We start from the raw sequence: 21,860 nt of genomic DNA on the forward strand, positions 1-21,860 counted from the left end.
GTCAGGAGTCATGACCGAGATCTCCGACGACGAGCTACTGGGCCTCTCCGAATTCGGCCTGCTGGCGGAGAACGCCGAGCAGGCCGGTGTCAGCGGACCGCTGCCGTCGGTACGCCGGATCGAGGCGGGCGACATCAGCGCGCTGCAATGGGGCGAAGACCCGCCGCGGGTGGTGTTCTTCCACGGTGGCGGGCAGAACGCCCACACCTGGGACACCGTGATCGTCGGGCTCGGCGTGCCCGCGCTGGCGGTAGACCTGCCCGGCCACGGTCATTCGGCATGGCGTGAAGACGGCGACTACTCGCCGCAGAACAACGCGGCCGCGGTGCGGCCGGTGATCGACGAGCTGGCCCCGGACGCCGAACTGGTGGTCGGCATGTCGCTGGGTGGGCTGACCGCGATCGGGCTGGCCGCGATTGCACCGCAGCTGGTTCGCGAGCTCGTCCTGGTCGACGTCACCCCGTCGGCGCTGCGCCGCTACGCGGAGATGACCACCGAACAGCAGGGCACGGTCGCCCTGGTGGCCGGCGAACGCACCTTCCCCAGCTTCGACGCGATCCTGGAGGTGACCACCGCCGCGGCGCCGCACCGCGATCGGAAATCGTTGCGGCGCGGCGTCTTTCACAACTCGCGCCGGCTCGATGACGGCACCTGGACCTGGCGGTACGACAACATCCGCAAGATCCCCGACTTCGAAGGCCTGTGGGAGGACTTCGCGGGGCTGTCGGCGCCGGTGCGGTTGGTGCGCGGCGGCTCATCGCCGTTCGTCTCCGATGAGGACGCCGAGGAGCTGGCCCGTCGCGCGCAGCAGTTCCAGGGCATTCAGATCGTCGAGAATGCAGGTCACTCGGTGCAGAGCGACCAGCCGCGGGTGTTGATCGAGATCCTGCGCGGCGTGCTCGCGGGCTAGTTGCGCCCACCCGCCTACCGTGGGGGGCATGACTTCGTCCGCCCGGCCGATCCGCATCGGCGTCCAGTTGCAGCCTCAGCACTCCCCCGACTACGGCAACCTGCGTGATGCGGTGCGCCGATGTGAGGACATCGGCGTCGACATCGCCTTCAACTGGGACCACTTCTTCCCGCTGTACGGCGACCCGGACGGCGCGCACTTCGAATGCTGGACCATGCTCGGCGCCTGGGCCGAGCAGACCTCCCGCATCGAGCTCGGCGCGCTGGTCACCTGCAACTCCTACCGCAACCCCGAACTGCTCGCCGACATGGCCCGCACCGTCGACCACATCTCCGGCGGCCGGCTGATCCTGGGCATCGGATCGGGCTGGAAAGACCGGGATTACGAGGAATACGGCTACGAGTTCGGCACCGCCGGCGGACGGCTGGACGAGCTGGGCGCCGCGCTTCCCCGGATCAGCGACCGGCTGGCGAAGCTCAACCCGGCGCCGACCCGCGACATCCCGCTGCTGATCGGCGGTAAAGGCCCGAAGAAGACGTTGCGCCTGGTCGCCGAGCACGCCGACATCTGGCACGGCTTCACCACCGTCGAGAGCTACCCGCAGGCCGCCGAGATACTGGCCGAGCACTGCCGGGCGGTCGGTCGCGAGCCCGACGCGATCGAACGCTCCGCCGGCGTCAGCGAGAAGACCCCGCTCGAGGATGCCGAGGGGCTCGCCGCCCTAGGCGTGACGCTGCTGACCATCGGCGTCAACGGACCCGATTACGACCTGAGCGACGCCGAGGCGCTGTGCCGGTGGCGTGACCAGGCATGAGAGTCGGCGCGGCGAAACTGGCGGCGCTGCTGACCACGATTCTGCTGACCTACTCCCTGGCTCCCTGCGCACCCGCCGGCGCTGACAACAACCTCTGCAAACCGGTCGGTAAAGAAGGCGCGATCGCGCTACCGCGGAAGTTGGCCGCCGCCAACCGTCCGCGTGAGGACAAATACACCACCGCCGACGTCGAACCGCTCAGCTCGGTCAACGTCAACGCGCTGGGTCTGCGCACCCCCGGGACGCTGATCGTCGGCACCCAGCCGGGCGGGCCGCCGACCAGCTGCCTGGACGGCTCGGGGCGCTACACCGGCTACGACAACGAACTGCTGCGGGCGATCGCCGCCAAGCTGGGCCTACAGGTCGTGTTCTCCGGCACCGAATTCTCCGGCCTGCTCGCTCAGGTCGCGGCCCGGCGCTTCGACGTCGGCTCGTCGTCGATCATGGCCACCGAAGCACGGCGTCGCACAGTCGGTTTCACCAACGGCTACGACTTCGGCTACCTGTCGCTGATCGTGCCGTCCGGCTCGCCGCTGGACAGCTTCGACGACCTCGCCGCCGGCCAGCGGATCGGCGTGGTTCAGGGCACCGTCGAAGAGGCTTACGTCGTCGACACCCTGCACATCGAGCCGGTGAAGTTTCCCGACTTCACCACCGTGTACACCAGCGTCAAGACCCACCAGGTCGACGCCTGGGTGGCCCCGGCGATGGAAGCCACCAACGTGATGCGGCCCGGGGACAGCGCCTCGATCGCCGGCTACACCTTCGGCCTGGGCAACTTCGTGGCCTACGCGGTGTCCAAGGACAACCAGCCGCTGATCGCCGCGCTCAACGCCGGCCTGGACGCCGTGATCGCCGACGGCACGTGGTCGCAGCTGTACACCGACTGGGTTCCGCGGCCGCTGCCGCGCGGCTGGCATCCAGGGTCGAGATCGGCTCTGACGCCGCACCTTCCGGACTTCGCGAGGATCGCCGACCGCAATCACCGCACCATCGACGAGGCGGCCCCGCCCAAGTCGACGCTGATGCAGTTGCGGGACTCGTTCTTCGACTGGGACCTCTACAAGCAGGCGATCCCGGCGATGGTGACGACGGGCCTGCCGAACACCCTGTTCCTGACGGTCAGCTCCGGCGTGATCGGGCTCGTGGTCGGCATGGCGCTGGCGGTCGCCAGCATCTCGCGCACCCGCTGGTTGCGCTGGCCGGCGCGGATCTACACCGACATCTTCCGCGGCCTGCCCGAGGTGGTGATCATCCTGCTGATCGGACTCGGCATCGGTCCGATCGTCGGTGGCCTGACCAACAACAACCCCTATCCGCTGGGCATCGCCGCGCTGGGGCTGACCGCGGCGGCGTACGTCGGCGAGATCTTCCGTTCGGGCATCCAGAGCATCGAGGCCGGTCAATTGGACGCGGCCCGCGCGCTGGGCCTGAGTTACCGCGCCTCGATGCGGATGATCGTGATTCCGCAGGGCATCCGCCGGGTGCTGCCCGCACTGGTCAACCAGTTCATCGCGCTGCTGAAAGGATCCGCGCTGGTGTACTTCCTGGGCCTGATCGCCGGCCAGCGTGAACTGTTCCAGGTCGGCCGCGACCTGAACGCGCAGACCGGCAGCCTGTCGCCGCTGGTCGCCGCGGGCGCCTTCTATCTGATCCTGACCATCCCGCTGACCCACCTGGTCAACGTCGTCGACCACCGGCTGCGGCACGGCCGGCCCGCGACCGAGCCGGCGTTGGTCACGACTCAGGAGATGACATGACCGGGTCGGTAGCGTTGGCGGGCAAGGCAATTCATCTCGCTTTCGGTCACAATCAGGTGCTGCGCGGGGTCGACATCGCCGCGCCCGCCGGCAAGACCGTCGCGGTGATCGGCCCGTCCGGATCCGGGAAGTCCACTCTGCTGCGCACCCTGAACCGACTGCACGAGCCTGATCAGGGCGACATCCTGCTCGACGGCCAGTCCGTGCTGGCCGACGATCCCGACCGGGTGCGGCAGCGGGTCGGGATGGTGTTCCAGCACTTCAACCTGTTCCCGCATCTCAGCGTGCTCGACAACGTGATGCTGGCGCCGCGCAAGCTCAAACGCCTCTCCGGTGAGCAGGCCCGCGAATCGGCGCTGGCCCAGCTGGATCGGGTGGGCATGAAACACAAGGCGCAGAGCCGGCCCGGCGCCCTGTCGGGGGGTCAGCAGCAGCGCGTCGCGATAGCGCGGGCGTTGGCCATGACTCCCCAGGTGATGCTCTTCGACGAGGCCACCTCGGCGCTGGATCCCGAACTGGTCAAAGGGATCCTGGCGTTGATCGCCGATCTGGGCTCCGACGGCATGACGATGCTGGTGGTCACGCACGAAATGGCGTTCGCGCGGTCGACATCCGACACGGTCGTGTTCATGGACAACGGTCAGGTGGTGGAGACCGGGCCGCCGGCACAGATCTTCGAGGCCGCAGCTACCGAACGTCTGCAGCGCTTCTTGTCACAGGTCCTGTGACAGCAAAACCCAATTGTGGGCCGCTGAAGTGCGGACAGGTTAGACTGTCGAACTATGGCGGAAACTGAAGCCACCGTTCCGGAGCTCACTGAGCTGGCGGAGGGACTTCACCGTACGCTTTCCAAGCTGTTCTCCATCCTGCGTCGTGGCGATCCGAGCGCCGGCAAGGAAACAGCCCAGGACCTGACGTTGGCGCAGTTGTCGATCCTGGTGACCCTGCTCGACCGCGGCCCGATCCGGATGACCGACCTGGCCGCCCACGAGCGGGTCCGCACGCCCACCACCACGGTGGCGATCCGGCGGCTGGAGAAGGTCGGCCTGGTCAAGCGTTCGCGCGACCCCTCCGACCTGCGTGCCGTGCTCGTCGACATCACGCCGCGGGGCCTGGCGGTTCACCGCGAGTCGCTGAGCAACCGGCTCACCGCACTCGTCTCCTTGCTGAGCCAACTGAACGGCCCCGAGCTCGATGCGTTGACCAAGGCGCTGGCACCGCTGGAGCGGCTCGCCGCCAGCGAGGCGGTGGCCACTCCGGCCGCCTCGTCCAACGGCGACGCCACCTCGTAAACCGTTGTCACGCTTGGGTTTGTCCGGGTAAGACCCGACGCCCGTAAGCTGGCGGACATGCGGACTGCCTTGATCACCGGTGCCAGCCGCGGAATCGGCGCTGCCATCGCCGACGCCCTGGCACCCACTCACACCCTGTTACTGGCCGGACGGCCCTCGCCCGCGCTGCAGTCCACCGCCGATCGGCTCGGCGCCACGCCGCTGCCGTTGGACGTGACGGACGCCGACAGCATCCAGTCCGCCACCGCCGCCATCGGCGAGCTCGACGTGCTGGTGCACAACGCCGGAGTGTCGCTGCCCGGGAAGATCGCGGAGTCGACCGTCGAGGAATGGCGGACCACCTTCGAGGTCAATGTCGTTGGTGCCGTTGCCGTTACCCTGGCCTTGCTGCCGGCGCTGCGCAAGGGTGCGGGCCAGGTGGTGTTCATCAACTCCGGGTCGGGTCGCAAGGCGTCGGAGAACATGGCGTCGTACTCGGCGAGCAAGTTCGCGCTGCGCGCCTTCGCCGATTCGCTGCGACTCAGCGAGCCAGACCTTCGGGTCACGACCGTCTACCCCGGTCGCACGGACACCGACATGCAGCACGAGCTGGTGTCCTACGAGGGTGGCGATTACGACGCCGCCAAGTTCCTGCGCGCGGACACCGTCGCGGCCGCGGTCGCGCAGGCGGTGGCCACGCCGCCGGATGGGCACCTGCACGAGGTGATCTTGCGGCCGCGCGGTTGACGTCGGCGCCGACTGTGCGGCATATGCGTGGCAGTGAGGCGATTTCGTAGCCACAACCTGCACAGTCGCCTTCGGACTAGGCGGACTAGACGACGAGGTTGACCATCTTGCCGGGGACCACGATCACCTTTTTCGGAACGCCGCCGGCCAGGAAAGCGTGCACCTTGTCGTCCGCCAGCGCCGCGGCCTCGACCGCGTCGCGATCAGCATTGGCGGACACCGTGATTCGGCCGCGCACCTTGCCGTTGACCTGCACCGGGTACTCGACCGTGTCGTCGACCAGGTACGCCGGGTCGGCCACCGGAAACGGGCCGTGCGCAAGCGAATCGGCGTGGCCGAGGCGCTTCCACAGTTCCTCGGCGAGGTGCGGAGCCACCGGCGCCAGCATCAGCACCAGCGGCTCGGCCGCGGCACGAGGCACCGAGTCGCGATGCTGTTTGGTCAGGTGATTGGTGTATTCGATCAGCTTGGCCACCGCGGTGTTGTTGCGCAGTGCCGCAAAGTCTTCCGACACCCCGGCGATGGTGCGGTGTAGTAGCCGCAACGTGTCGGTGTCGAGGTCACCGTCGCCCGCGCGGACCTCACCGGTGCTCTCGTCGACCACCAGACGCCAGACCCGCTGCAGAAAGCGTTGGGCGCCAACGACATCCTTGGTGGCCCAGGGGCGGGACGCCTCGATCGGGCCCATCGACATCTCGTACACCCGCAGGGTGTCGGCGCCATAGTCGTCGCACATCTCGTCCGGTGAGATCGAGTTCTTCAGGCTCTTGCCGATCTTGCCGAATTCCTGGAAGACCTCGATCTCCCCGTCCGGGCCCGGGTAGAAGAACCCGCCGTCCCGCTCGACGACCTCGGCGGCCGGCACGTAGGCGCCCCGGGCATCGGTGTAGGCGAAGGCCTGGATGTAACCCTGGTTGACCAGCCGCCGGTACGGCTCCCGGGAACTGACGTGGCCGAGGTCGTAGAGCACCTTGTGCCAGAACCGGCAGTAGAGCAGGTGCAGCACGGCGTGCTCGGCTCCGCCGACGTACATGTCGACGCCGCCGGGGTCACCGGGCCCGTGCTCGGCGGGCCGGGGCCCCATCCAGTAGGCCTCGTTCTCCTTGCCGCAGAACCGCTCTGCGTTGAACGGGTCGGTGTAGCGCAGCTCGTACCAGGAGCTGCCGGCCCATTGCGGCATGACGTTGGTGTCGCGGGTGTACGGCTTCAGCCCGTCACCGAGATCCAGCTCGACGTTGACCCAGTCGGTTGCCTTACCCAGCGGCGGTGACGGCTCACTGCCCGCGTCGTCGGGATCGAAGAGCACCGGCGCGTAGTCCGGCACATCCGGCAACTCGACCGGCAGCGCCGCGTCGTCGAGAGCATGGGCGCGGCCGTCGGAGTCGTAGACGATCGGGAACGGCTCGCCCCAGTAACGTTGCCGCGCGAAAAGCCAGTCGCGCAATCGGTATTCGATGCGGGCCCGGCCGCGGCCCTCGGATTCCAGTCGCTCGGTGATGGCCTCCTTCGCGGCCGCCACGTCGAATCCGTTGAGGTAGTCCGAGTTCACCAGGATCCCGTCACCGGAGTATGCCTCAAGCGAAACATCGCCGCCGGCAATGACTTCGACGATCGGCAGACCGAACTGCTGAGCGAACTCCCAGTCGCGCTGGTCGTGGCCCGGCACCGCCATGATGGCCCCGGTGCCGTAACCGGCCAGCACGTAGTCGGCGATGAACACCGGAACTTGTTCACCGTTCGCCGGGTTGGTCGCGTACGCGCCCAGGAAGACGCCGGTCTTGGTCTTGTTCTCCTGCCGCTCCAGGTCGGACTTCGCGGCGATCGCCTGCCGGTAGGCGGCAACGGCCTGCAGCGGCGTGTCGGCGCCGTAGGTCCAATGCGGGTCGACCCCGTCCGGCCACTGCGCCGTGACCAACCGGTCGACCAGTTCGTGCTCGGGCGCCAGCACCAAATAGGTTGCGCCGAAGAGGGTGTCGGGCCGGGTGGTGAACACCTCGAGGTCGCCCGCCTGCGACGCGAACAGCGCGGCCGCGCCGGTGGACCGGCCGATCCAGTTGCGCTGCATGGTCTTGACCTTCTCCGGCCAGTCCAGCGCCTCGAGATCGTCGAGCAGTCGGTCGGAGTAGGCGGTGATCCGCATCATCCACTGCCGCAGCCGTTTCCGGAACACCGGGAAGTTGCCCCGCTCGCTGCGGCCGTCGGAGGTGACCTCTTCGTTGGCCAGCACCGTGCCCAGGCCCGGACACCAGTTGACCATCGAGTCGGACCGGTAGACCAGCCGGTGGCTGTCGATCACATCGGCGCGCTCGCCCGCCGACAGCGCCGACCACACCTGTCCGTCATCGAGTTGGCGTGCACCGGAATCGAATTCGGCGACCAGTTCGGCGATCGGACGGGCCCGGCCTGCGGCGGTGTCGAACCAGGCGTTGTAGATCTGCAGGAAGATCCACTGCGTCCACTTGTAGAAGTCGACGTCGGTGGTGGAGAAGCTGCGCCGGTTGTCGTGCCCGAAGCCCAACCGGCCCAGCTGTCGCCGGAAGTTGACGATGTTGGCCTCGGTACGGGTGCGCGGGTGGGTGCCGGTCTGCACGGCGTACTGCTCGGCGGGCAGGCCGAAGGCATCGAAACCCAACGCGTGCAGCACATTACGGCCGAGCATCCGGAAGTAGCGGGCATAGACGTCGGTGGCGATGTAGCCGAGCGGGTGGCCGACGTGCAGTCCCTCGCCCGACGGATACGGGAACATGTCCTGGACGAACATCTTGTCGTCAGGCACCGGTGAGCCGTCCGTCGGCGCCAGCGAGCCGACCGGGTTGGGCACGTTGAAGGTCCCCAGCCGGGTCCAGGTGTCCTGCCAGGTCTGTTCGATGCGGCCGGCCAGGTCCGCGGTGTAGCGGTACCGCGGCGCGTCGGGGTCGGAGTCGGTCACGCTCAACAGGTTATAAGGAGGACGTCGAGCGACCCGCCGACCACCGACGGTCTCGGTTGCATTGCGGACCGGTCAGGGGTTTATCCCAGGTGTGTTGCAGCTCGATCCCGGTGCTGGATAGGGCTACTTGTCCCTGGTTACAGTCTTTTTCTGCGACTTCGACTGGCTTGACAGACGCGCCGCACCACCTCGGAAGGACCGACCCTGATGAAGCACTTGTCCCGTAGCTGGCGAGCAACGGTCGCGGGTCTGGCCGTCGGCGCGGCCGGCGTGCTGAGCCTCGCCGCACCCACCGCGTCGGCCGATCCGGTCTTCCCGCCCCGGCCCGTCCCGGCGCCGATTCCCGCCCCGGCCCCGCAGCCGATCGCCGCGACCCCCGGTGCGCTCGGCAACGTGATGCCCGGCATGGCGCCGCAAGCGGCCCCGCTCCCCCCGGCTGCCGCCGGCGTTCCCGTCGCCCCCGCCCCCGCGCCGCAGGCGGCCGTCCCGCCGGCACTGATGCCCGCTCCCACCGGAACCTTGCGCGACTTCTTCACCAGCAAGGGCGTCACGATGGAGCCGCAGAAGGCCCCGGGATTCAGTGCACTCGACCTCGTGCTGCCGATGCCGCAGGGCTGGACCCAGGTGCCCGACCCGAACGTGCCGGATGCCTTCGTCGTGACCGCCAACCGCCGCAGTCCGAGCCTCTACACCCCGAACGCGCAGCTCGTGGTCTACCGGCTGGTCGGGGATTTCGATCCGCATGAGGCGATCTCGCACGGCTACGTCGAAAGCCAGCAGCTGCCCGCCTGGCGCCCAACCAACGCCTCGCTGGCCGACTACAACGGATGCGCGTCGTCGATCATCGAGGGCACCTACCGGCAGAACGAGATGACCCTGAACACCTCGCGCCGCCACGTCATCGTCAACTCCGGACCCGACAAGTACCTGGTCTCGCTGGCCGTGACCACCGCGGCCGGGGCGACCGTCGGGGAGGCGCAGGCCACCGACGGAATCGTCAACGGCTTCCGGGCCGGCCCGCCCGGGTCCGCGCACGCCGCCCCGCCGGCACCGGCCCCGGCGGTTCCGCAAGCAGCCCCCGCGCCGCAACCCGCGCCCGCACCCCCGGCCATTCCGGCTCCGGCCGCGGTGCCGCCGCAGGCACTGGCGCACTGACAACCGGACGCTGCACCGGATCCGGGCGCCTCGTATGGTGTCCCCATGCTCATCACGGGTGTGCTGTGCGCATGCGTCGCCGCAGTCCTGGCCGTCCTGGGATTGCGGTCGCTGACCCGTCCCGCCGTCACCAGCACCACCGACCTCCTGATGCGTTCGGTCGCCCCGCCGCAGTTGGCCGCCGCGGCCATGCTGGCCGCCGCCGGAGCCGTGGCCCTGGCCGCGCCGCCGGCCACCGCGTTGACCGTTGTCTGCGTCTGCATCGTCGGCGCGATCGGGACCGTCGTCGCCGGGTCGTACCAGACCGCCCGCTATGCGCTGCGCCATGAGTCGGCGCCGGCGAGTTGCGCCGGAGCCTGTGCCGGCTGCGCGCTGACCTGCCACTGACCGGCGGCTCACGTGCTGAAGAAGCTGTCGGCGCTGCCGATCGACACTTTCCTGCTGGCCATGGCCGTCACGGTCGCGCTGGCCGCGCTGTTCCCGGCCCGTGGCGAGTTCGCCGACTTCATGTCGGTAGCCGCCAAAGTCGTTATCGCACTTCTTTTTTGGCTCTACGGCGCTCGGCTCTCGCCTCAGCAGGCCTGGCAGGGTGTGAAGCGTTGGCACCTGCACCTGCTGGTGCTGGCCACCACCTTCGTCGTCTTCCCGCTGCTCGGACTGGCGTGCAAAGGGTTGGTGCCCTGGCTGCTGAACCAGGACCTGTACAACGGGTTGCTGTTTTTGTGCCTGGTCCCGTCGACCGTGCAGTCCTCGATCGCGTTCACCTCGATCGCGCGGGGCAACGTGTCGGCCGCACTGGTCAGCGCGTCGCTTTCCAACATCGTCGGGATCGCCCTGACCCCGTTGCTGGTCGTGCTGCTGATGAACACCAGCGGCGGGGCCCGGATGGACGCCACCGCGGTGCGCGACGTACTGGTGCAACTGCTGCTGCCCTTCGTGGCGGGTCAGCTGATGCGGCCGTGGATCGCCGACTGGGTGGTCCGGCACGCGACGCTGACCAAGATCGTCGACCGGGGATCGATCCTGCTGGTCGTCTACATCGCGTTCTCGATGGGCATGGTGGAGCACATCTGGGCCAGCGTGGACCCGTGGAAACTGCTGGTCGTCGCCGTCGTCAATGCGCTGCTGCTGACGTTGGTGCTGGCCTTGACCTGGTTCGCCGGCCGGCTGGTCGGGCTGAATCGCGGCGACCGCATCGTGTTGCTGTTCTGCGGCTCGAAGAAGAGTCTGGCGTCCGGGCTTCCGATGGCGCTGGTGTTCTTCCCCGCCGCTACCGTCGGTGTGATCATGTTGCCGCTGATGATCTTTCACCAGATCCAGCTGATCGTGTGCTCGGTGATCGCGAGCAGATTCTCTCGCGACGCCCTCGACGACGAACCCGCCGCCGCGACTGCCTAGTCCGACTAGTTGCGGCTGACGTCGATCGGGTGCGTGGCCAGCATCGACAGCGGCTGGGGCTGGCGCCGCAGCACCCGGCCCCACAGGTCCACCCTGGGCTCCACCAGAACGTCAGAGGGCAACGCCGACAACACAATCCAGTCGTCGCGCTCGATCTCGCCTTCGAGCTGACCGATCGTCCAGCCGGAGTAGCCGGCGAAAATCCGGACACCCTCCACCGCCGGGGCGATCACATCGGGGTCGGCGTCCAGGTCGACCATCGCCATTCGGCCGGCCACATGGCGCAAACCGGGGATCTCCTCACCGACGGCGCCGACCCGCAGCACCGCAAGGCACAGCGCGGCGTCCCGCTTGACCGGTCCACCGATGAACATCGTCTTCGGCTTGGCCGCCAGCTTGGCCCACTGCGGCAGCACGTTGTAGACCGCGGTCTCACTGGGCCGGTTGAGCACGACGCCCAGGGTGCCCCCGTCGTTGTGCTCGACGATGTAGATCACGCTGCGCCGGAAGGTGGGCTCGAGCAGGTCCGTGTTGGCCAGAAGCAACGTCCCTGCCCGCACGCGGTGTGCGGCAGGGGCGATGAAATCCTCCGGGTCTTCGGGCTGGGCCACCCGTCCATCATGGCATCCGGGTTCGACAGCTGTGGTCAACCGGAGCCGCGGTGCTCGAGAATTTGTAGGCTTGTAACCGGCGCCCGATATCCGGTCCGATAGCCACCGGCCCCGTAACCGCCGGGCCAGTTGGGAAGCAGGTTCCGTGACTCCTCCGCGTGCGCCGGTGGCCGTCTGGCGTTCGGTGCGCGCGCTGCCCGACTTCAAGCGACTGCTGAAACTGCGGCTGGCAAGCCAGTTCGGCGACGGCCTCTTCCAGGCCGGCCTGGCGGGAGCGCTGCTGTTCAATCCCGAGCGCGCCTCGAGCCCGTTGGCCATCGCCGGGGCATTCGCGGTCCTGTTCCTGCCGTACTCACTGCTCGGCCCGTTTGCGGGCGCACTGATGGACCGCTGGGACCGTCGGCTGGTGTTGGTGTCGGCCAACATCGGCCGGTTGGTGTCGGTGGGCATCGTGGGCATCTGTCTGGCGCTGGGCGCCCGCGACTTGTTCGTGCTGTGCGGCGCACTGATCGTCAACGGCCTGGCCCGCTTCGTCGCGTCGGGGCTCTCCGCGGCGCTGCCGCACGTGGTGCCGCGCGAGCAAGTCGTCACGATGAACTCGGTGGCGTCGGCGATCGGCGCGGTCGCGGCGTTCCTGGGGGCCAACTTCATGCTGGTGCCGCGCGCGTTGTTCGGCTCCGGGGACAGCGGTTCGGCGTCGGTGATCCTGCTGGTCGTCATCCCGCTGTCGATCGCGCTGCTGTATTCGCTGCGGTTCGCCGAACACGTGCTGGGTCCCGACGACACCCGGCGCGCGATCCACGGCTCGGTCGCCTACGCCGTCGTCACCGGCTGGTTGCACGGGGTACGGACCGTGCTGGATCGGCCCACCGTGACGGCCACGCTGGCCGGCCTGGCCGCGCACCGGATGGTGTTCGGCATCAACTCGCTGCTGGTGCTGCTGCTGGTGCGCGGCCACAACGCGGCCGCGGTGACTGCGCTCGGCGACGCGATGTTGTTCGTTGCCGCGGCCGGGTTCGGATCCTTTCTGGCGAATGTGGTGACGCCGCCGGCGGTACGGCGCTGGGGCCGCTACGCCACGGTCAACGGCGCGCTGGCGATCGCCGCCGTCGTCGAACTGGTCGGGGTCGGCCTGCAGCTGTGGGTGCTGGTGCCGGGCGGGTTCCTGCTCGGCGGCCTCGGCCAGGTGATCAAGTTGTGCGCCGACACCGCGATCCAGATCGACGTCGACGACGCGCTGCGCGGACACGTGTTCGCCGTTCAGGATTCGCTGTTCTGGGTGGCGTTCCTGGCGGCGATCACCGCGGCGGCCTGCTTCACCCCCGCCGACGGCCACACCCCCGCGCTGGTGGTGGCGGGCAGCATCGTCTACCTGGGTGGTCTGGCGGCGCACAGTGTCGTGGGGCGCGCGGCGAATCGTTAAGGTACGCAGATGGCCGACCTTTCGCAGCTCGTCGAGGACCTGCGCGCCGAAAGCGACGAGCTGGACGCGCTGGTAGCAGGTCTGGCCGACGATCGCTGGACCTCGCCGACGCCCGCCGAAGGGTGGACGATCGCCCACCAGATCGGACACCTGCTGTGGACCGATCGAGGTGCGCTGGTCTCGGTCACCGATGCGGACCGTTTCGCCGACGTGATCAAGCAGGCGCTCGACGACCCGATCGGCTTCGTCAACACCGCGGCCGACGAATTGGCCGCGGTTCCGCCCGCCGAATTGCTGGCCGAGTGGCGGGCCACCCGGTCGCAGTTGCACGACGCGCTGCTGACCGTGACCGACGGCCGCAAACTGCCGTGGTTCGGGCCGCCGATGAGTGGGCCGTCGATGGCGACCGCGCGGTTGATGGAGACCTGGGCCCACGGGCTCGACGTCGCCGACGCGCTCGGCGTCGCCCGTCCCGCGACCGCGCGCCTGAAGTCGATCGCCCACATCGGGGTGCGGACCCGCGACTTCGCCTTCGCGATCAACGAGCTGACGCCGCCGGGCGAACCGTTCCGGGTGGAGCTGCGGGCGCCCGACGGCGACACCTGGACCTGGGGGCCGGCCGATGCCGCGCAGCGCGTCACCGGTTCCGCCGAGGACTTCTGCTTTCTGGTCACTCAGCGCCGCCCGCTGCGCGAACTCGACATCACCGCGTCCGGCGAGGACGCGTCGCGGTGGCTGCCGATCGCGCAGGCGTTCGCGGGGCCTCCCGGCGGAGGTCGGTGAGCGCCTAGCGCGACAGAGACGCTCCGCCGCACAGCTCGAGCGGAGGTCGATGAGCGCGCAGCGCGACAGAGACGCTCCGCCGCATGAACTGGAGCGGAGGATGAGCGCCTAGCGCGACAGAGACGCTCCGCCGTACAGCTCGAGTGGAGGCAGGTAACCCTACCCTTATCTCCGGTAGGCTCAGCTCTCGTTATGAGCGCTTTATTCGTCTTGCCGCGCGAGCTGACCGAGATCAGCGACGAGGTCCGCGCGGCTCCCCCACCCCCGACCCCGGTGCTGGCCGATCCCTACGCGCTGCGGCCCGTGGACCCTGATGCCGACGCCGAGATGATCGCGCGGTGGATGAACATGCCGCACCTGGTCGAGGCCTGGGAATCCGACTGGCCGGTGCCGCGGTGGCGCGACTACCTGCACGCCCAGGTCGCCGGCGCCTACTCGCGGCCGTTCGTCGGCAGCATGAACGGCGAAGACAGCGGCTACGTCGAGGTGTACCGGGCCGCAAAGGATTCCATCGCCACCCGCTACGACGCCGACCCCTACGACGTCGGGCTACACGCCGCGATCGCCGAGCTGTCGATCGTCAACAAAGGACTCGGCCCGTTCCTGTTGCCCCGAGTCGTCGCGAGCGTCTTCGAAGTCGAATCCCATTGTCGCCGCATCATGTTCGACCCTGATCACCGCAATACGGCCGCGCGACGACTCTGCGAGTACGCCGGCTGCACATTCCTCGGTGAGCACGACATGAGTAACCGGCGGATGGCGTTGTACGCGTTGCCCCGCACCCCCGACGACATCCCGAAGGGCCGCTAACCGTCACCGAGATCTACGCTGGCGCGCTGGCCACTCGAATTTCGTTGCGGCCAGGTCGATCTCGATGCATCTAGTTGTCTGTCGGTGGTGGTTGTGGTTGGAACGGGGTGTACCACCACCAGTCGGCGCGTTCGCCGGTCGGTCCTGGGCAGGGTGCGACGGTGGGTGGGGGTTGAGTGGGTGGGCGTGCCAGTGATCCCGGGCGCAGTGTTTGGCCGGTGTCATCGGTGACGGTGAGTGTGTCGGCGGGTCCGGTGATGGTGATGAGGCCCCGGTGGTGCAGCCGGTGGTGGTAGGGGCACAGCAGGACGAGGTTGGCCAATTCTGTGGGGCCGCCGTCTTCCCAGTGCCGGAGGTGGTGGGCGTGCAGACCTCGGGTCGCATCACAGCCGGGAACCCGGCACACCCGGTCGCGGTGCTCGAGCGCGCGGCGAAGCCGCCGGTTGATCAGCCGGGTGGCCCGGCCGGCGCCGATGACCTCGCCGCGGCGTTCGAACCACACTTCACAGGTCGCCTCACAGGTCAGGTATCGGCGTTCGGCGTCGGTCAGTAGCGGGCCCAGATGCAGTGCCGCGGCACGCTGCTCGACGTCGACATGGAGCACCACGGTGGTGTGTTGCCCATGTGGGCGGCGCGCCGCCTCGGCATCCCAACCGGCCTCGATGAGGCGCATGAACGCATCACCGGTGCTGGGCAGCGGGGGTCGCTGCTCCGGGTCGCCCGCACCGCGGCCGTGATCGAGCTTCCACGCAGCGACCAGGGCGTCGCGGTGCGAGGCCAGGGCGGCGTTGAACGTCGCGGCGTCATGGTGGTCAAGGGTGATCCGGTAGCAGCTGCCCTGCTCGTTGCTCGTCGAGGTGATCGAGCGCTGCGGCTGCGGTCGAGGCTCGGGTTCGGGTCGCGGTTCGAGCCTGACCGCGGTGCGCAGCTGGCTGACCGAAGCCACCCCCGCCAGCTGCGCGTAGTGCTCATCGGAACCGTCGCCGGCACCGGCGGCGATGACGCCGACCTGATCCAGCGACAACCGACCCTCCCGCATGCCTGCCGCGCAGCGGGGAAACTCCGCGAGCCGGCGCGCAACACCGGCCACAGTATGGGCATTACCCGACGAGCAGCCCAACTTCCAGGCCACCAACGCCGGCACCGACCGCGCCCCGGTGGCCCCCCAGAGTTCGTCGCGACCGATCTCGGCCACGATCTCCACCACACGCCCATCGAGCGCGTTGCGCTGACCAGCTAACTCCGCCAACTCATCGAACAACACCTCAAGACGCTCAGCGGGACTGACCCCCAGAGCGTCGGCGGATGCGATCGAAGACATAACGCGATCGTTGCAGCCCCCTCCGACAAAAAGCGGGCACCCGATCACTGCAGCTAGTCGCCGCGCAGTTCGCGATAGCCGTCGTAGTCGGGTTTCATTGCCGCAGCGACCAATTCCCACAGCACCTCATCGGTGCCGCCGCCGACCCGGGCCAGCTTCATGTCCCGCCACCACCGTCCCAACGGCGTCTCGTCGACCAGGTAGCCGGATCCGCCGAAGAGGTGCATGCACTCCGACAGCACCTCTTCACCGAGGCGCGCGGCAGTGACCTTGACGGCCGCGGCAGACCGCAGGTCGAGTTTTCCCTCGGCCGCAATTCCGTTGAGCCCGTGACGAAGCAGGTCGACGCGGGCCTGCAGGTCGGCGATCCGCAACCGCAGCGCCTGGTGTTCGAACAGCGTCGATCCGAATTGCCGGCGCTCGACCATCCGGGCGTGGGTGATGCCGAGCACCCGCTGGCAGCCACCGGCGACCTGGCCGGCGATCGACATCCGCTCGTGCGCCAGGCCCCAGGAGATCGCCGCCAAACCCGTTCCAGAACGGGCGATCAGCGCGTCGGCAGGCACCCAGCTGTCGATGTGCACCGCGGCGGTGTCCAGCGGGCCGGCGCCGACCTTGCGGTACGGCGTCTGGATCTCGGTCTGCTCGGTCGGCACCGCGATCAGGAGCACGTTGCCGTGCCGGCTGCTCGAGTTGTCGTCCACCCCACGTCCGACCACCATGATGTAGTCGGCGACCGGTGACAGTGAAACGTACTTCTTGATCCCTTTGACTTCGAATCCGTCTCGGACAGAACGGACTTCGGTCTCGACGATCTGCAGGTCCGAGCCGCCGGATTCCTCGGATGCGCCGATGCACAGGACGGCTTCGCCACGGATCGCCTGCTCGCAGATGTCCTTGAGGTGATCCGACCGGGCGAAGCGGCGCAGGATGGCGATGGCCGAGTCGTGCAGGCTGACACCGACGCCGATGCCCGCCGAGCCCAGCTTTCCCAGCGCGATCGCCAGCGCGACGAGCTTGGCCACGTCGGGGTGCTGGCCGCCCAGCCACTTCTGCTCGAACACGCCCCGCTGACCCAGGTGCTCGATCAGTTTGCGCGGAAACCTCTCGGACTCTTCGGCTTCCGCGGTCCACTTGGCGACGTCGTCGTTGAAGACGTCGTCGAGCAATGCCCGGTATCCGTCGATACTCAGCTCGTCGGTCATGTGGTGGCCGCCGCCAGGTTGCGCTTGACCTCGAGGCGCCGCAGCTTGCCCGACGAAGTTCGCGGCAGCGAACCCGGGCGGACGAACACCACGTTGGCCGGCACGATGCCGCATTCGGAGGCCACCTTGGCGACCAGTTCGCTGCGCGCGCCGGCCTCGTCGGGTCCGCGGAATTCGGCGGTGATCACCAGACCGGGCCGAGTGGCGTCGTGGTCGGTGCCGACGGCAACCACCGCTCCCTCACGCACACCACGGATCTCGGCGGCGACGCGTTCGATCTCGGCGGGAAAGACGTTGCGCCCGGCGACGGTGATAATTTCCTTGGCCCGCCCGCACACGACCAGCCCGTCGTCAGTGAGGTAGCCGAGGTCTCCGGTCGGGAACCAGGCGGCGGGATCGACCGGGGTGTCGCCGAGGTACCCGGAGAACATCGACGTGCCGCGGATCTCGATTTCACCGACGTCGCGGCCTGGCACCTCGGCGGAATGCTCGGACTCCGGGTTGACCCGGATCTCCATGCCGTCGATCGGCTCGCCCAGGCAGGCATGCCGCTGCGGTTCGGTTGTGCCGGAATCGATTTCGTCATACCGCAGGCCCCGGCCCGGCGGCGGGGTGGTGACCGCGCAGGTGGACTCGGCCAGCCCGTACGACGGGGCCAGCGCGCCGGCGTCGAAACCGAAGGGCTGCAACGCATTCGCGAACCGCTCCATGCCGGCGCAGTCGATCGGCTCGCCGCCGTTGATGGTGAACCGCACCCGGCCGAGGTCGACGTCGGACACCAACCGGGCGTACTTGCCGATCATGCTGTACGCCATGTTGGGCGCGGCGGACAGCGACATCCCGCTTTCGCTGAGCCAGCGCAGCCACCGGAACGGCGATGCGGTGAACGCCGACGTCGGGGCCAGCCAGACCGGCGTCCCGCCTACCGCGCCGCTGAGCAGAAACGTCAGTCCCATGTCGTGGTACAGCGGCAGCCAAGTGCAACCGCCGTCGACCGCCGGATCGACGCCGATACGGTTCAGCAGGCCGTTGACGTTGTTCAGGACCGCCTCGGGAGACAACTGCGCGGTCTTGGGGTTACCGGTCGAGCCGGCGGTGCCCTGCAGGATCGCCGGTACTCCGGGCGCGGCCTCGACGGGCATGAAGCTGGTCGACGGCTCGTGCGCGACGGCGGTGAGGTCGACGACCGTCGGCCCACCCTGGTGGGCTTGCAGCAGCGCGAGTTCCTCGCCGTGGGTGATCACCGTGCCCACCCCGATGGCGGCGAAGCGTGCCAACGTGGCCTGCGCCCACCGCTGCGGGTCGGCGCCGCGCACCGGGCCGGGCAGGATCGACAGGCTCTGACCGGCGAGCCAGGTCGCGTGGATGGCCGAGACGAAGTCGGCGGTGGGTTCGCCGACCAGTCCGACCGCGCCCGGCCGTGGCTGGTCGAGGATCCTGGCCGCGATGCCCTCCGCGCGGGCGTGCACCTGCGACCAGGGCCGCCTTGTCCATTCGTCGGCGTCCTTGTCGAAAACCACCAGGTCGTGAGCTGAGGTGCGCATCGCCTCCGACAGGGCGGCGGCCAGCACGCTCACCGGTCGACCGGGACCTTTGCCCGGATGACGTTCTCGAGGTCGCCGACGGTGTCGCAACCCAACAGTTCCTGCTCGTTGACCACCACGCCGAGCTTGTCCTCGATCGCGACCATGCCCACCGCGAACGCCACCGAGTCCAGGCCGACGTCGTCGACCAGCCGCGACTCCGGGGTGACCCGGCTGACGTCGATGTTGAGGTCGTCGCGAAGGATCTCGGTCAGAGCTGCGCCTACCGAATCCGGGCGCGACAAATCGGCGGTCATGGGCCGTCACAGTACCGGGCGGCCGCGACCCACAGGGACCTACGTTTTGGGCCGCAGCGGGCTGGCCGCATCGGCGGCGCCGTCTCCGTCGGAGTCGGTGAGCTTGACGTCCCAGCGGCCGTCGCCGTCGGTGTCGACGTAGCCGGCCACTCCATCGGCACCGGTGACGAGCGCGCGGTCGGCCAGGCCATTGCCGTCGCTGTCCACCAGGGTCACCTCACCGCGGCCGTCGTTACCGAACTCGCTCAGCGGCTTGCCGGTGTGCTCGAGGCCGTCGAGTCCGAACCAGCGCAGGCCGGACGCCGGGCGCGTAGGCCGTTCGGCGGCGACACCCCAGATGCCGGTGCCGTCGTCGGTGAACCAGCGTTCGCCGGTGCCGTCAACGTCCAGCACGGCGTGATCGGCGATCCCGTCGCCGTCCAGATCGGCCAGCGCGTCGTCGGCCAGCCCGTCGTGATCCAGGTCCAAGTTGACCGCGTCGAGCCGGCCGTCACCGTCGAGGTCGAGATCCGGGCCGTGGGCCCACATATTCGCTGCGCCGTCACCGGCGCTCAGGCAGTACTCCATGCCTCATCTGACGGCGTCAGGGAGTCAGTGGTTCCCGCGCGCCTGCCACCACGACGTCAGCTCGGCGATCGCCTCCTCGCGGGACAGCGGCCCCCGATCGAGCCGCAACTCCTTGAGGTAGCGCCACGCTTGGCCCACCCGCGGGCCCGCGGGAATATCGAGCAGTTCCATGATCTCGTTGCCGTCGAGGTCCGGGCGCACTCGCTGCAGGTCTTCCTTGGCGGCCAGCTCGGCGATCCGGGCTTCCAGGTCGTCGTAGTTGGCCTGCAACCGGGCCGCGCGGCGTTTGTTGCGGGTGGTGCAGTCGGCACGCACCAGCTTGTGCAGCCGCGGCAACAGCGGGCCGGCGTCGGTGACGTAGCGGCGGACCGCCGAGTCCGACCACTTGCCGCCGCCGTAGCCGTGAAACCGCAGGTGCAGATACACCAGCTGCGACACGTCATCGATCAATTGCTTCGAATACTTCAAGGCGCGCAACCGTTTTCGAGTCATCTTCGCGCCGACCACCTCATGATGGTGGAAGCTGACTCCGCCGTCGGACTCGTGCTTTCGCGTGGCGGGCTTGCCGATGTCGTGCAGCAGCGCCGCCCACCGCAGCACCAGATCGGGCCCGTCGTCCTCGAGCGCGACCGCCTGCCGCAGCACGGTGAGCGAATGCTCGTAGACATCCTTGTGCTGGTGGTGTTCGTCGATGGCCATCCGCATGCCACCGACGTCGGGCAGCACCACGTCGCCCATCCCGGTCTGCACCATCAGGTCGATCCCGGCCACCGGGTCGGCGCCGAGCAGCAGCTTGTCCAGCTCGGCCGCGACCCGTTCGACGGTGATCCGCTCGAGCTGCGGGGCCATGTCGATGATCGCCTCCAGCACCCGCGGGGCAACGTCAAAACCGAGTTGCGAGACGAACCGGGCGGCCCGCAGCATCCGCAGCGGGTCGTCGCCGAAGGACACCGACGGCAGTGCCGGAGTGTCCAGCACCCGGGCCCGCAATGCGGCCAGACCATTGAGCGGATCGACGAATTCGGCTGCGCCAGAACCTGTTACGCGCACCGCCATTGCGTTGACGGTGAAATCGCGGCGCACCAGGTCGTCGTCGAGCGAGTCGCCGAAGCGGACCTCCGGGTTGCGGGACACACCGTCGTAGCGGTCGGCCCGGAATGTGGTGATCTCCAGGCGCTGGCCGTGCTTCTCGGCGCCGACGGTGCCGAATTCGATCCCGGTGTCCCACAGCGCGTCGGCCCACGGCCGCAGCAACTTCTGCAGCTGCTCGGGTCGCGCATCGGTGGCGAAGTCCAAGTCGTTGCTCAGCCGCTGCAGCACCGCGTCGCGCACCGAACCGCCGACCAGGTACAGCTCGTGACCCGCGTCGGCGAACAGCGCGCCGAGCTGACGCAGGATCTTCGCGTGGCCGTTCACCGCCACCTGGGCGGCGGCCAGCAGCTCGGCGTCCTGGGGCTGTTCGGGCACGGAGCGAGGATAGTCCGGCCTGATCCCGCAGCTCACTACCGGCGAGTGTGCCCAGAGCGTCTCAGCACGCCAGCTACCATCGCTTAGGTGTCCGACGGCGAAAATCCGCAACCGCGTCGGCGCCGGGGAAGGCGCCGCGGTCGGCGCTCGGCAGGATCCGGCGAAGCCAAATCCAGCAACGAGGCGACGGCAGCGGCCCCGTCGGCTACGCCCGCGAAATCCGGACCTCGTCGTCCTGCGCGCCGCAGCACCGAGCGGCTACGCACCGTGCACGAGACCTCGGCGGGCGGATTGGTGATCGACAACATCGATCGGCCCCGGGAGGAGCAGCTCGCGGCGCTGATCGGACGGGTCGACCGGCGCGGCCGGATGCTGTGGTCGCTACCCAAGGGTCACATCGAACTCGGCGAGACGGCGGAACAGACCGCGATCCGGGAAGTGGCCGAGGAGACCGGGATTCAGGGCAGCGTTCTCGCCGCGCTGGGCCGCATCGACTACTGGTTCGTCACCGACGGCCGGCGGGTGCACAAGACCGTTCATCATTACCTGATGCGTTTCTCCGGCGGTGAGCTGTCCGACGAGGACGTCGAGGTCGCCGAGGTGGCGTGGGTGCCGATCCCCGAGCTGCCGTCGCGGCTGGCCTACGCCGACGAGCGCAAACTGGCCGAGGTGGCCGACGAGCTGATCGACAAGCTGCAGAGCGACGGCCCGGCCGCGCTTCCGCCGCTGCCGCCCAGCACGCCGCGCCGCAGGCCGCAGACCCACTCCCGCACCCGCGTCCGCCGGGCCGACGAGCCCGTTCGGGGCCGAAAAAACGGACGCGGTCCCGGGCCGTAACCGCCGACAACG

Annotated in this window: 21 protein-coding genes; 13 read left to right on the plus strand and 8 right to left on the minus strand. The window is 68.8% G+C overall.

Going from position 1 to position 21,860, the window contains the following annotated elements:
* The first annotated feature begins 10 nt into the window (after nt 1-10).
* The 6 genes from ACZYW1_RS11845 to ACZYW1_RS11870 are packed head-to-tail and all read left to right on the plus strand — an operon-like array spanning nt 11 to nt 5,502.
* The gene (locus ACZYW1_RS11845) at nt 11-910 is read left to right on the plus strand and encodes an alpha/beta fold hydrolase (protein WP_463785965.1); all 900 of its coding nucleotides are present in this window, start codon (nt 11-13) and stop codon (nt 908-910) included.
* A gap of 28 nt (nt 911-938) precedes the next feature.
* The gene (locus ACZYW1_RS11850) at nt 939-1,724 is read left to right on the plus strand and encodes an LLM class F420-dependent oxidoreductase (RefSeq protein WP_463785966.1); all 786 of its coding nucleotides are present in this window, start codon (nt 939-941) and stop codon (nt 1,722-1,724) included.
* A complete protein-coding gene (locus ACZYW1_RS11855; RefSeq protein WP_463785967.1) occupies nt 1,721-3,484 on the plus strand; it encodes an ABC transporter substrate-binding protein/permease in 1,764 nt (587 codons plus the stop codon). The genes ACZYW1_RS11850 and ACZYW1_RS11855 overlap by 4 nt, the downstream gene beginning before the upstream one ends.
* Nucleotides 3,481-4,212 carry an amino acid ABC transporter ATP-binding protein gene (locus ACZYW1_RS11860; RefSeq protein ID WP_463785968.1) on the plus strand — a complete coding sequence of 244 codons (732 nt, stop codon included), beginning with the start codon at nt 3,481-3,483 and terminating at the stop codon, nt 4,210-4,212. Before ACZYW1_RS11855 ends, ACZYW1_RS11860 begins: the two co-directional genes overlap by 4 nt.
* Before the next feature lie 54 nt (nt 4,213-4,266).
* Nucleotides 4,267-4,776, plus strand: coding sequence for a MarR family winged helix-turn-helix transcriptional regulator (locus ACZYW1_RS11865; RefSeq protein WP_463785969.1), 510 nt, complete (start codon nt 4,267-4,269; stop codon nt 4,774-4,776).
* A gap of 57 nt (nt 4,777-4,833) precedes the next feature.
* Complete coding sequence (locus tag ACZYW1_RS11870; protein ID WP_463785970.1) at nt 4,834-5,502, plus strand: SDR family oxidoreductase; 669 nt, start codon at nt 4,834-4,836, stop codon at nt 5,500-5,502.
* An 85-nt stretch (nt 5,503-5,587) separates the two neighbouring features.
* Here ACZYW1_RS11870 and leuS read toward each other — a convergent pair whose 3' ends face one another.
* The gene (gene leuS, locus ACZYW1_RS11875; protein WP_463785971.1) at nt 5,588-8,431 is read right to left on the minus strand and encodes a leucine--tRNA ligase; all 2,844 of its coding nucleotides are present in this window, start codon (nt 8,429-8,431) and stop codon (nt 5,588-5,590) included.
* Nucleotides 8,432-8,638: 207 nt separating this feature from the next.
* Between leuS and ACZYW1_RS11880 the strand changes: the two genes are divergently transcribed.
* The 3 genes from ACZYW1_RS11880 to ACZYW1_RS11890 are packed head-to-tail and all read left to right on the plus strand — an operon-like array spanning nt 8,639 to nt 10,984.
* Complete coding sequence (locus ACZYW1_RS11880; RefSeq protein ID WP_463785973.1) at nt 8,639-9,586, plus strand: LpqN/LpqT family lipoprotein; 948 nt, start codon at nt 8,639-8,641, stop codon at nt 9,584-9,586.
* Between the two features lie 45 nt (nt 9,587-9,631).
* Nucleotides 9,632-9,973, plus strand: coding sequence for a hypothetical protein (locus ACZYW1_RS11885; RefSeq protein WP_463785974.1), 342 nt, complete (start codon nt 9,632-9,634; stop codon nt 9,971-9,973).
* 15 nt (nt 9,974-9,988) lie between these two features.
* Nucleotides 9,989-10,984, plus strand: coding sequence for a bile acid:sodium symporter family protein (locus ACZYW1_RS11890; RefSeq protein ID WP_463787805.1), 996 nt, complete (start codon nt 9,989-9,991; stop codon nt 10,982-10,984).
* A 5-nt stretch (nt 10,985-10,989) separates the two neighbouring features.
* Here the strand turns inward: ACZYW1_RS11890 and ACZYW1_RS11895 are convergent, their stop codons facing one another.
* Nucleotides 10,990-11,595, minus strand: coding sequence for a YqgE/AlgH family protein (locus ACZYW1_RS11895; protein WP_463785975.1), 606 nt, complete (start codon nt 11,593-11,595; stop codon nt 10,990-10,992).
* 145 nt (nt 11,596-11,740) lie between these two features.
* Here ACZYW1_RS11895 and ACZYW1_RS11900 point away from each other — a divergent pair, with 145 nt between their 5' ends.
* The 3 genes from ACZYW1_RS11900 to ACZYW1_RS11910 all read left to right on the plus strand — a co-directional run bounded on the left by ACZYW1_RS11900 (nt 11,741) and on the right by ACZYW1_RS11910 (nt 14,611).
* Nucleotides 11,741-13,018, plus strand: coding sequence for an MFS transporter (locus ACZYW1_RS11900; RefSeq protein ID WP_463785976.1), 1,278 nt, complete (start codon nt 11,741-11,743; stop codon nt 13,016-13,018).
* A gap of 9 nt (nt 13,019-13,027) precedes the next feature.
* Nucleotides 13,028-13,801, plus strand: a complete 774-nt coding sequence (locus tag ACZYW1_RS11905) for a TIGR03084 family metal-binding protein (RefSeq protein WP_463785977.1) — start codon at nt 13,028-13,030, stop codon at nt 13,799-13,801.
* Between the two features lie 192 nt (nt 13,802-13,993).
* On the plus strand, nt 13,994-14,611 hold the full coding sequence (locus ACZYW1_RS11910) for a GNAT family N-acetyltransferase (RefSeq protein WP_463785978.1): 618 nt from the start codon (nt 13,994-13,996) through the stop codon (nt 14,609-14,611).
* Between the two features lie 70 nt (nt 14,612-14,681).
* On the opposite strand, the gene ACZYW1_RS11915 is transcribed toward ACZYW1_RS11910, so the two are convergent.
* Genes ACZYW1_RS11915 through ACZYW1_RS11940 form a run of 6 tightly spaced genes read right to left on the minus strand, consistent with a single transcriptional unit; the run spans nt 14,682 to nt 21,011 of the window.
* Nucleotides 14,682-15,932, minus strand: coding sequence for an HNH endonuclease signature motif containing protein (locus tag ACZYW1_RS11915; RefSeq protein ID WP_463785979.1), 1,251 nt, complete (start codon nt 15,930-15,932; stop codon nt 14,682-14,684).
* 53 nt (nt 15,933-15,985) lie between these two features.
* Nucleotides 15,986-17,137: a mycobactin biosynthesis acyl-ACP dehydrogenase MbtN gene (gene mbtN / locus ACZYW1_RS11920; RefSeq protein ID WP_463785980.1), complete on the minus strand. Its 1,152-nt coding sequence runs from the start codon at nt 17,135-17,137 to the stop codon at nt 15,986-15,988.
* A complete protein-coding gene (gene mbtM, locus ACZYW1_RS11925) occupies nt 17,134-18,714 on the minus strand; it encodes a long-chain-fatty acid--ACP ligase MbtM (RefSeq protein WP_463785981.1) in 1,581 nt (526 codons plus the stop codon). The genes mbtN and mbtM overlap by 4 nt, the downstream gene beginning before the upstream one ends.
* The gene (locus tag ACZYW1_RS11930) at nt 18,711-18,977 is read right to left on the minus strand and encodes an acyl carrier protein (protein ID WP_293001444.1); all 267 of its coding nucleotides are present in this window, start codon (nt 18,975-18,977) and stop codon (nt 18,711-18,713) included. Before ACZYW1_RS11930 ends, mbtM begins: the two co-directional genes overlap by 4 nt.
* Before the next feature lie 39 nt (nt 18,978-19,016).
* Nucleotides 19,017-19,544, minus strand: a complete 528-nt coding sequence (locus ACZYW1_RS11935; RefSeq protein WP_463785982.1) for a pullulanase — start codon at nt 19,542-19,544, stop codon at nt 19,017-19,019.
* Nucleotides 19,545-19,568: 24 nt separating this feature from the next.
* Entirely contained in the window at nt 19,569-21,011 is a 1,443-nt protein-coding gene (locus tag ACZYW1_RS11940) for a CCA tRNA nucleotidyltransferase (RefSeq protein ID WP_463785983.1), read from the minus strand.
* An 87-nt stretch (nt 21,012-21,098) separates the two neighbouring features.
* Between ACZYW1_RS11940 and ACZYW1_RS11945 the strand changes: the two genes are divergently transcribed.
* Nucleotides 21,099-21,848 carry an NUDIX hydrolase gene (locus ACZYW1_RS11945; RefSeq protein WP_463785984.1) on the plus strand — a complete coding sequence of 250 codons (750 nt, stop codon included), beginning with the start codon at nt 21,099-21,101 and terminating at the stop codon, nt 21,846-21,848.
* The last annotated feature ends 12 nt before the right edge of the window (nt 21,849-21,860 follow it).

This window comes from Mycobacterium sp. IDUB_36 (assembly GCF_055419225.1).